The sequence below is a fragment of the Nocardia carnea genome (genome assembly GCF_029869215.1).
GTDB lineage: Bacteria > Actinomycetota > Actinomycetes > Mycobacteriales > Mycobacteriaceae > Nocardia > Nocardia carnea_B.
Genome location: NZ_JARWPM010000140.1, coordinates 1 through 8,515, shown reverse-complemented (window position 1 = coordinate 8,515; position 8,515 = coordinate 1). Strand labels below are relative to the sequence as shown.

Sequence of the window (8,515 nt, the reverse complement as noted above, 5' to 3'; positions counted from 1 at the left end):
GGGGGGGGGGGGGGGGGGGGGGCCGCCGGGGCCCCCGGCGCGGGCCCACGCCTCGGTGAGGGCGCGGTCGGCGACGACCTGGGCCTTGGCGACCAGGGCCGGGTCCGCCTCGGCGTCCGCTCCGATGGATACCGCGAGATCCCAGCCGTGCGCGACGGTTTCCATCAGATATCCGCCGAGCGCGAGCCCGCCGGGCGCCGGGCCCCACGGGGCGAGGACACCGCGGGTGAGCAGCGTATCGTCGGCCCATTCGGCGAGGGCGGCCGTCGCCCGTTTCAGGTAGTCCTCGCCAGGGCGGCGCTCGTCGATCTCGGCGCGGGCGGGGAGCAGCCGGGGGTCCGCGCCGGCGGCGGTCGCCGCGATTTTCGCCGGGTGGCAGGAAAGATGTTCCAGGAGGGCGCGGACGTCGAATTCTGTGCACGGTGTCGGGTCCGCCCACTGGGCGGGGCGCACCATGTCCATGAGTCCGGCCACCCAGCGGTGGGCCGCGGCGAGGTCTGTCCGGAAATCGGGAATTTGTGTCATGGCACCAGACTCCGGCCCATGCGGTGACATCTGTTGTCACCTTTTCATGGAATTCTGTACGGGTGCGCGCGGACCGGCTTCTCCAGATCGTTCACTTGCTGCGGCGGCACGGCCGGCTGAGCTCCGCGGAGCTGGCTCGCCGGCTCGAAGTCACGAAACGGACCGTGCTGCGCGATATGGAGGCGCTCTCGACCGCCGGGATCCCGGTCTACGCCGAACACGGCCGCGGCGGGGGATTCGCGCTGGTTCCGGGATACGAACCGGATATCGAACAGCTCACCAGCGAAGAAGCCCGGGCCTTGTTCGTCGCCGGCGGGCGGGGTACGGCGGAGGCGCTGGGACTCGGCGCGTCGTTCTGCAGCGCACTGCACAAGCTCGCCTCCGCCCTGCCGGACGACGAACACCGCATGGTCACCCATGTCCGCGAGCGGATCGTCCTCGACACCGGCGGCTGGCATCGCGACCCCGCGGCGCTCGACGCGCTGGCCGACGTGCAGGCGGCGGTACTCGACGACGAGCGGATCCGGATCCGCTACCAGTCGAAGGAGGCCGCCGCGCCGGGGGAGCGGACCGTCGACCCGTGGGGGCTGCTCCAGGTGGGCACCACCTGGTATCTCATCGGCGCCCACCGCGGCCGGCCGCGCAGCTACCGGATCTCACGGATCAGCGCGGTCCGGCGGCTCGGTACACCCGCCGCCCGCCCACCGGACCTGGACCTGCGGAAGGTGTGGGAGCGGATGCGCGCCGATTTCCGTGCGGTGCCCGGCACCGACATCGTGCTGCGCATCCACCGGCCGCGGCTGCCGATGGTGCTGCGCGCGCTCTCGGTCACCATGCTGGAGGAGCCGCGGCCCGCGCCGGGGGAACCGGACGTGTTCCGGGTGCGGGTGCGCAGCCTGCGGGCGGCGGCCGCCATGCTGGTGGGCTTCGGCGCCGAGGTGGAGGTGATCGCGCCGGATGCGCTGTGCGCGGAGATCATCGAAATTGCCGAGGATGCTCGTGCGCACCACCGGCGCAGGCTCGGTGATACCGCGGCACCGGCCGGCGGGGATACCGGCACCCTGCCGGCCATCGATTCGTCCGCAGCATCGCCGGTGTGCTGACCGCGTCCGTACCGGCGCGGCCGAGCCGTGGTCCCTGCGCGCAGGCCGCAAGATGTCAGACCGTGTCCGGGGCCGGCGGCCGCGAGGTCGGCGACAGTGCCCGACATGACGGTGCGGAGATGTTCCGTGAGGTGATCGAGCGGCCAATCCCACCAGGCAGTCGCCAAGAGCCGGGCGATATCGGTCTCGCTGAAGCGTTTCCGGATGAGCCGGGCCGGATTACCGCCGGCGATGCCGTAATCGGGCACGTCACCGGTGACGACCGCACCAGTGCTGATGATCGCACCGTGACCGATCCGGACCCCGGGCATCACCGTGACACCGTTACCGAACCAGACGTCGTTGCCGACCACGGTGTCGCCGCGGTTCGGGAGATCGGTGATCAGGTCGAAATGCTGTGACCACGAGCCACCCATGGTGGGAAACGGAAAGGTCGACGGGCCGTCCATGCGGTGGTTGGCGCCGTTCATGATGAACCGGACCCCGGTACCCAGCGCGCAGAATTTCCCGATGATCAGCTTCTCGGGCCCGTAGTGGTAGAGCACGTTGCGGGTTTCGAACGCGGTCGGATCGTCGGGGTCGTCGTAGTAGGAGAACTCGCCGACCTCGATCAGCGGTGAGGTCACCAGCGGTTTCAGCAACACTACGCGCGGCTGATCGGGCATCGGGTGCAGGACGGTGGGGTCGGCGGGATGTACTGGCACAGGGAACCTCTCGATCCGGCGCAGACCGCTGCGCGGTGGATATCGATCTTCCGGACGGTCGGCATCGACGAACTCCGGCCCGGCACTAGTGCGACAAATGTTGCGTTAGATACGCTGCTGGCACAGCGCACCCCCTTCGAGCGACCGGATATCGACGATGACCCCACCCGAATCCCCCCGCCCCCGGCCCGGCGGCCGCACCGCCCGCATCCGCGACCAGGTCCTCGAGGCGGTCCGGGCGGAACTCACCGAACACGGCTACGACGCCCTCACCGTGGACACGGTCGCCGCCCGCGCGGGCGTACACCGCACCACGGTGTACCGCCGCTGGCGCGATACCGGCGGCCTGATCGCCGACCTCTTCGCCGCGGCCGCCGATCTCGACTGGCACCCCCGCGACACCGGCTCCCTGCCTGGGGACCTCGCCGCCCTCAACCAGGAAATCCAGGATTCCTTTCTTGAAAAGCCGTCCATAGCGGCCGCACTGATCGCGGTCTCGTTCCGCTCCGCGGAGGCGGCCGGCGCCCTGCGCCGCCTCTGGGAAGACCGCTACACCCAATCCGAACTCATCGTCGAGCGCGCCATCCGCCGCGGCGAGCTTCCGCCCCATACCGACGCGCGTGCCCTCCTGGTCGCCGCCACCGCCCCCCTCTATCACCACCTGGTCCTGCTCCGCACTCCACCCGACCCCGCCCTGCCCGGCGACGCCGCCACCACCGCCACCCTCGCCGCCCGAGCCGGCGCATTCAGTGCAGGACATCAACAGGCCCGACCTGAGGCCGAGAAGCGTTCTCGCAGCAGGCGGCCGCCGGCATCAGACCGTCAGCAGGACCTTGGTGGCGCGGCGTTCGTCCATCGCGCGGTAGCCCTCGGCGGCTTCCTCGAGCGGCAGGGTGAGGTCGCCCACCGAAGCCGGCCGCGACCCGCCCGATCGCGGGCTGCAAGAACTGGTCGGCGAATTGTCCACGCGTAGCGAAACTTTCCGTCACCGCTGGGGAACTCACGATGTCCGCACGCACGGATCGGGGACCAAACGTTTCCATCATCGGCGAAGTCGGTGATTGGTATTGGCCTACGAAGAACTCGCCATCGTCGCCGAACCCGGGCTCATCCTGATGGTCTACACCCCCGAACCCGGTTCGCCCTCGGCGCAGCGGCTGCAGATTCTCGCGTCCTGGTCGAGGACCCTCGGCGCGGAGACCGAATAACGGCTGTCCGGCGCCCGGGCCGGGGATACACTGCGCGAGAACCGCGCCGGCGGTTGCCGGTCGCCGAATCCTCGGTATCAGGAGAGTCCGTATGTCACCCGCACCGCAGCCGCGATCCGAGGAATCCGAGCTGGAGCGGCGGGTGGCGCGCTGGGAAGCGGTGGAGGCGATCAAGGCGCTCAAGCACCGGTATCTGCGGGCGTGTGATGCCAAGGACCCCAAGTCTTTCCGGGACTGTTTCGTCGCCGCGGGCGCCGTGGTCGATTACGGTGTGCTCGGCTCGTTCGACGCCGACGGGATGGCGGCGATGTTCGAGAAGATCGCCTTGCAGAAGGTCGACGGCAACAACGTGATCCTCGATATGCACCACGGAACTCATCCCGATATCACCGTGCACGACACGGAACACGCCTCGGGGCGGTGGACGCTGAAGTTCCGTCAGGTGAACCTCATCGAGAAGACCGAAACGGTGCTGACCGGCGAATACGACGACGAATACGTCGTCGAGGACGGCCGTTGGAAGATCGCTGCCTGCCGTTTCGAACAGTACTGGTCGATCACCCGGCCGGTCGACGAGACCTGCCGGATCGTCCAGTAGGTTTCCCGCGCCCGCCGGCACCCGGATGCGAGCCGCCGGCCCGGTGTCAGGCGTCGTCGATACGGAACAGGACGCACCGGCCGGCCAGGGCGGCGAACTCCTCCGGGTCGTCGCTGGTCACCACGCCGGACTTGATCATGACCGGTACCCCGGTGGGGACGAGCCGCGGGAATTCGCGCAGCACCGGTTCGCTGTCGGCCGCCGGGATCTCGACCAGGCGCACGGTCCGCCGGCGCTTACCGACCTTCAGCTCCGCGGTATCGGCCGCCTGGACGTTCTTCACCCAGTCCGCGCCGGGAATCCCGCCGAGAACATATTCGGCGCCCTGGTATTCGAACGGTGTCACCGGGGTGGTCCGGGGTTTGCCCGATTTCCGGCCCGGCACGGTGAGCAGGGCCATCGGCAGTGAAACACCGATCCGGTCGACCGCGACCATCGCGCGGTTCATCGGTTTGAGCCAACGGGGAATCCGGACGTTGTCGTTGCCTGCCATGCCTGCACCTCCAGTTCGCGCCTCGTCCGCCCACTGCGGAACGACCGCGATCCGCATCATGCGAATCGCGGTCGCAGAGTAGCGGTCCGGGGTGACAACCGGGGACCGGTCAGAAGTCCCAGTCCTCGTCTTCGGTGTTGACCGCCTTGCCGATCACATAGCTCGAACCCGACCCGGAGAAGAAGTCGTGGTTCTCGTCGGCATTGGGCGAGAGCGCGGACAGGATCGCGGGATTGACCTCGGTCTCGTCCTTCGGGAACAGCCCTTCGTAGCCGAGGTTCATCAGCGCCTTGTTGGCGTTGTAGCGGAGGAACTTCTTGACGTCCTCGGTGAGGCCGACCTCGTCGTACAGGTCCTGGGTGTAATCGACCTCGTTGTCGTACAGCTCGAACAGCAGCTCGAAGGTGTAGTTCTTGAGCTCGTCGCGTTCGGCCTGGGTGACCTGCTCGAGACCGCGCTGGTACTTGTAGCCGATGTAGTAACCGTGCACCGCCTCGTCGCGGATGATCAGGCGGATCATATCGGCGGTGTTGGTGAGCTTGGCCCGCGACGACCAATGCATCGGCAGGTAGAAGCCGGAGTAGAACAGGAAACTCTCCAGCAACGTCGAGGCGACCTTGCGCTTGAGCGGATCGTCCCCGCGGTAGTACTCCAGCACGATCTCGGCCTTGCGCTGAAGGTTGCGGTTCTCCTCCGACCAGCGGAAGGCATCGTCGATCTCGCGAGTGGAACACAGCGTGGAGAAGATCGAGCTGTAGCTCTTGGCGTGCACCGACTCCATGAACGCGATATTGGTGAGCACCGCCTCCTCGTGCGGGGTCAGCGCATCGGGGATGAGACTGACCGCGCCGACCGTGCCCTGGATGGTGTCGAGCAGGGTGAGCCCGGTGAACACCCGCATGGTGAGCTGCTTCTCGTCCGCGGTGAGGGTGTTCCAGGACGGGATGTCGTTGGATACCGGGACCTTCTCGGGCAGCCAGAAGTTACCGGTGAGCCGATCCCAGACCTCGGCGTCCTTCTCGTCGGGTACCCGATTCCAGTTGATGGCCGAAACCCGATCGATGAGCTTCATGCTGCTTCCACACCCTTCCCGACGACTTCGACGACAACTCTGCCTGGCCTGCGCGTGCCGTAACACTACCCCTTGTGGGGCAAATAGCCGAGCGCCACCACAAGTTGTGTTTTTCGCGTCGAATGCGCTAGGTGAGCGGGGACTTCGGCGCGCGGCGACCGCAGGCGCCGAGCCTACTTCAGTCGTCGCCGGGCGGTTTGCGGCGGCCGCCGGATCCGTCGTCGCCGGTGGAGTAGGGCGACATCGCCAGCCCGAAGGCCAGGCCGAAACCGATGCCGAGACCGATCCCGAGAGCGAGATTGCCCAGGACCGCCAGGCCGAGCGGGATCCCGATCGCCAAGCCGATGACGATCCCGACACTCAACCGGTAACCGAGCGAACGATCACCGTCGACCTTGTCGCCCATACTTCGACGGTACCGGCGATATGGCCTCTCACCTGCGATTATTGTATTCCGGGATGGTCTCGGACCGGTCGCGACTGTGTCTATGGCGCCGAACCGACGGCCGGTGCGGCGTCAGTTGCCCGGCGGCGGTCCCGGTGGTGTGCCGCCCGGACCACCCGGCGGGGCGCCGCCCGGACCCATACCGCCTTCCTGCTGGTGGGCGGATTTCTCGGCGACCCCGATGGTGAGCGAGATATCCAGCCCGGATCGCGGGGAACCGGTGACCGTGGCGAGCTCGGCGTCCCAACCGTCGCCGAACACATTGTCGGTGGCGAGGGTGACCCGGGACAGGTTGCCGACACTGCGCGAATACCCGGGGTCGGCATCGAACACCTGCTCGCATACATCCTGCGGCAGCGCGATCTGCGAGGTCAGCCGGGCGTTCTCGCCGGCGACCGCCACCTCCAGGCTGTCGTAGACCTCGAAGTGGATATGCGGCCAGCGGCCCGAATAGCAGGCGGGGAAGATCGAGGTGAAGCTCACCCGGCCCGCGTCGTCGGCGACCTGGACGCCGCGTAGATAGTTCTGCTCGGTGATCTCCTTGCCGTACAGGGAGTACTCGCCGTCGCGGTCACAGTGCCAGAGATAGATCGCCATACCGGTTCCGGCGGCGCCGTCCTTCGCGAGGTCCTGCACGGTGAGCCGGATGGTGACCGGGACCCCCTCGGCTGTGCCGGAGTAGGGCCCGAAACTGCTGGTGATATCGGAACGCACCACCCCGGATTCGATGAGCACATTCGGACCGTTCGACCCGTCCCCGGGATAGGGTCCGGCCGTTTCCTGCGGGGCCGCCGCGGCGACGGTGCCGGTGGTTGCGGAAGTGGTGGTCCCCGAACCCGCACCCGAGCTGCCGTTATCGGCCGAGCAGGCCGCGGCGACCGTCGCGGTACCCGCCGCCCCCAGTAACCACAGAGCTCGCCGCCGGGAGAACATCACCGACATATCGTGGGCGAAGCCCAGATCGTGTTCGTGTCGTTCCTCGCTCGGCCGCGAGGGTCGTTTCCGCACGGTGCACACCTCTTCTCGACGTTGGGTGATCCCGACGGTAGAAAAGCCGGCTTGCTGTTCCCTGCGTCCGCGCTGTGAGTCGGCTGTGGGCGGCCGGTAGGCCTCCGGGGTAACAGCGTGCTCCCCGGTGTAGGCCGAGGTCAGCGGTGTGCCGTGGACCTCGGTGGCCTCATTCCATGACGTAGGCGTTCAGGCTGTCCCGGATATCGCCGAGGACCGCGCGGGCCGCCGTCAGCCCGGTGGTGTGCCAGAGGGCGTCGTCGACGACGAACGTGCGACTGTCGGTGACCGCGCCCAGCGACTCCCACTCCTCCGAGCGCATCACCGATTCGCCGTGCGCCCGGCCTTCCGGGCCGGCGAACATGATGTAGATGAGATCGCCTTCGGCGGCAACCGGATCGGACTCGTTCACCGGCGCGGACTCCTCACGCTGCGCGGTCGGGCGCTGCGCGCCGGTATCGGCGAGCACCTGCGCCGCGAAGGTCTCACTGCCCATGACCTCGGTACCGGTGGCGGTGAACCGGACGAGCGATGCCTGGGTGAGCGCCGCGTTGATCGACTTACCGGTATCGGCGGCCTCGGTGCGGTAGGCGTCGAGCGCTTCGCGCCCGGCGGCGGCCCGGCCCATGGCGCCCGCGTACGCGCTGAACTGTTCCTCCCACGTTTTGTCCGTGCCCACCAGCACGGTCGGCGCGATAGCGCTGAGCGTCGCGTAATCGGCGCGGCCGACCGGTACCTCGCCGAGGATCAGATCGGGCTGCAACGCGGCGATGAGTGCCGGGTCGGGATCGGTGGCGGGACCGACACCCGGGATCTCGAGCACGCCGTACCCCAGATAGCCCGGTTGCGGCGCGGTCCCGGGTACGGTGGTCGCGCCCGCGACCCGCTCCCACAAGCCGGTCGCGCAGGTCGCGTCGAGCGCCGGGGTGCCGAGCACCACGATGCGCTGCGGGTCGGCGGGTACCCGGGATTCGCCGGCGGCGTGCCGGACGGTGCGGGTGGGACCCGCGGCCGGGTCGGGTGCGGTGGGTAGCGAACAGGCCTGCGTGGTGTCCCGCTCGATCCCCACCACGCCCGCGCCTGCGATCTTGGTGGTGGTGCGGATGATCGACGCCGAATTGTCGGGCTGGCTCGCGCAACCGGCCACCGTCACCGCGAGACAGGCGAGTGCGGCGCCCACCAACCGGTGGGCACGGCGTGCCCGGGTGGAGGTCCGGGGTTTACGCGCGGCTGGGGTACGGACAGCGGGGCTCACCGGCATGCCGGGAAGGGTACATGCTGTGTTTGTTCGGCGGCCCCCCCGCGGGGGCCGGGGGGGGGGGCCCCGAGGGGGGGGTGGTGAAAAAACGCCCCCCCCCC

10 protein-coding genes and 3 pseudogenes are annotated in these 8,515 nt (G+C 68.5%); 5 read left to right on the top strand and 8 right to left on the bottom strand.

Features of this window, described 5'->3' with window-relative positions:
• Positions 1-525 (bottom strand): TIGR03086 family metal-binding protein (locus QH276_RS09250; RefSeq protein ID WP_280406696.1); only part of this gene is annotated, 525 nt, incomplete at its 3' end.
• Between the two features lie 23 nt (positions 526-548).
• Here QH276_RS09250 and QH276_RS09245 point away from each other — a divergent pair.
• On the top strand, positions 549-1,628 hold the full coding sequence (locus QH276_RS09245; protein ID WP_280406695.1) for a helix-turn-helix transcriptional regulator: 1,080 nt from the start codon (positions 549-551) through the stop codon (positions 1,626-1,628).
• A 74-nt stretch (positions 1,629-1,702) separates the two neighbouring features.
• On the opposite strand, the pseudogene QH276_RS09240 reads toward QH276_RS09245, so the two are convergent.
• Positions 1,703-2,293: pseudogene (locus tag QH276_RS09240) on the bottom strand (CatB-related O-acetyltransferase); the annotation flags it as partial.
• A gap of 196 nt (positions 2,294-2,489) precedes the next feature.
• Here QH276_RS09240 and QH276_RS09235 point away from each other — a divergent pair.
• Positions 2,490-3,032 (top strand): annotated as a pseudogene (locus QH276_RS09235) (TetR/AcrR family transcriptional regulator); the annotation flags it as partial.
• A 114-nt stretch (positions 3,033-3,146) separates the two neighbouring features.
• On the opposite strand, the pseudogene QH276_RS09230 reads toward QH276_RS09235, so the two are convergent.
• Positions 3,147-3,248 (bottom strand): annotated as a pseudogene (locus tag QH276_RS09230) (zinc-binding dehydrogenase); the annotation flags it as partial.
• Between QH276_RS09230 and QH276_RS09225 the strand changes: the two are divergent.
• The 3 genes from QH276_RS09225 to QH276_RS09215 all read left to right on the top strand — a co-directional run bounded on the left by QH276_RS09225 (position 3,226) and on the right by QH276_RS09215 (position 4,138).
• Entirely contained in the window at positions 3,226-3,393 is a 168-nt protein-coding gene (locus tag QH276_RS09225) for a hypothetical protein (protein WP_280399075.1), read from the top strand. The pseudogene QH276_RS09230 and the gene QH276_RS09225 overlap by 23 nt on opposite strands.
• A gap of 6 nt (positions 3,394-3,399) precedes the next feature.
• Positions 3,400-3,540 (top strand): hypothetical protein, encoded by a 141-nt coding sequence (locus QH276_RS09220; RefSeq protein WP_280399076.1) that lies wholly within the window; start codon positions 3,400-3,402, stop codon positions 3,538-3,540.
• A 91-nt stretch (positions 3,541-3,631) separates the two neighbouring features.
• The gene (locus QH276_RS09215; RefSeq protein WP_280399077.1) at positions 3,632-4,138 is read left to right on the top strand and encodes a nuclear transport factor 2 family protein; all 507 of its coding nucleotides are present in this window, start codon (positions 3,632-3,634) and stop codon (positions 4,136-4,138) included.
• A 46-nt stretch (positions 4,139-4,184) separates the two neighbouring features.
• Here QH276_RS09215 and QH276_RS09210 read toward each other — a convergent pair whose 3' ends face one another.
• From QH276_RS09210 to QH276_RS09190, 5 genes are all read right to left on the bottom strand, one after another.
• Complete coding sequence (locus QH276_RS09210; RefSeq protein ID WP_280399078.1) at positions 4,185-4,631, bottom strand: nitroreductase family deazaflavin-dependent oxidoreductase; 447 nt, start codon at positions 4,629-4,631, stop codon at positions 4,185-4,187.
• Positions 4,632-4,740: 109 nt separating this feature from the next.
• Complete coding sequence (nrdF, locus tag QH276_RS09205; RefSeq protein ID WP_280399079.1) at positions 4,741-5,703, bottom strand: class 1b ribonucleoside-diphosphate reductase subunit beta; 963 nt, start codon at positions 5,701-5,703, stop codon at positions 4,741-4,743.
• 178 nt (positions 5,704-5,881) lie between these two features.
• The gene (locus QH276_RS09200; RefSeq protein WP_280399080.1) at positions 5,882-6,109 is read right to left on the bottom strand and encodes a hypothetical protein; all 228 of its coding nucleotides are present in this window, start codon (positions 6,107-6,109) and stop codon (positions 5,882-5,884) included.
• Between the two features lie 111 nt (positions 6,110-6,220).
• Positions 6,221-7,156, bottom strand: coding sequence for an intradiol ring-cleavage dioxygenase (locus QH276_RS09195; protein ID WP_432278628.1), 936 nt, complete (start codon positions 7,154-7,156; stop codon positions 6,221-6,223).
• A gap of 169 nt (positions 7,157-7,325) precedes the next feature.
• Entirely contained in the window at positions 7,326-8,417 is a 1,092-nt protein-coding gene (locus QH276_RS09190; RefSeq protein ID WP_280399081.1) for an ABC transporter substrate-binding protein, read from the bottom strand.
• Positions 8,418-8,515: the final 98 nt, after the last annotated feature.

What these genes read in the sequence shown, in the direction of transcription:
- QH276_RS09210 (WP_280399078.1), bottom strand. Translation starts at nt 4,631, where the DNA reads ATGGCAGGCAACGACAACGTCCGGATTCCCCGTTGGCTCAAACCGATG.
- QH276_RS09200 (WP_280399080.1), bottom strand. Translation starts at nt 6,109, where the DNA reads ATGGGCGACAAGGTCGACGGTGATCGTTCGCTCGGTTACCGGTTGAGT.
- nrdF (WP_280399079.1), bottom strand. Translation starts at nt 5,703, where the DNA reads ATGAAGCTCATCGATCGGGTTTCGGCCATCAACTGGAATCGGGTACCC.
- QH276_RS09190 (WP_280399081.1), bottom strand. Translation starts at nt 8,417, where the DNA reads ATGCCGGTGAGCCCCGCTGTCCGTACCCCAGCCGCGCGTAAACCCCGG.
- QH276_RS09215 (WP_280399077.1), top strand. Translation starts at nt 3,632, where the DNA reads ATGTCACCCGCACCGCAGCCGCGATCCGAGGAATCCGAGCTGGAGCGG.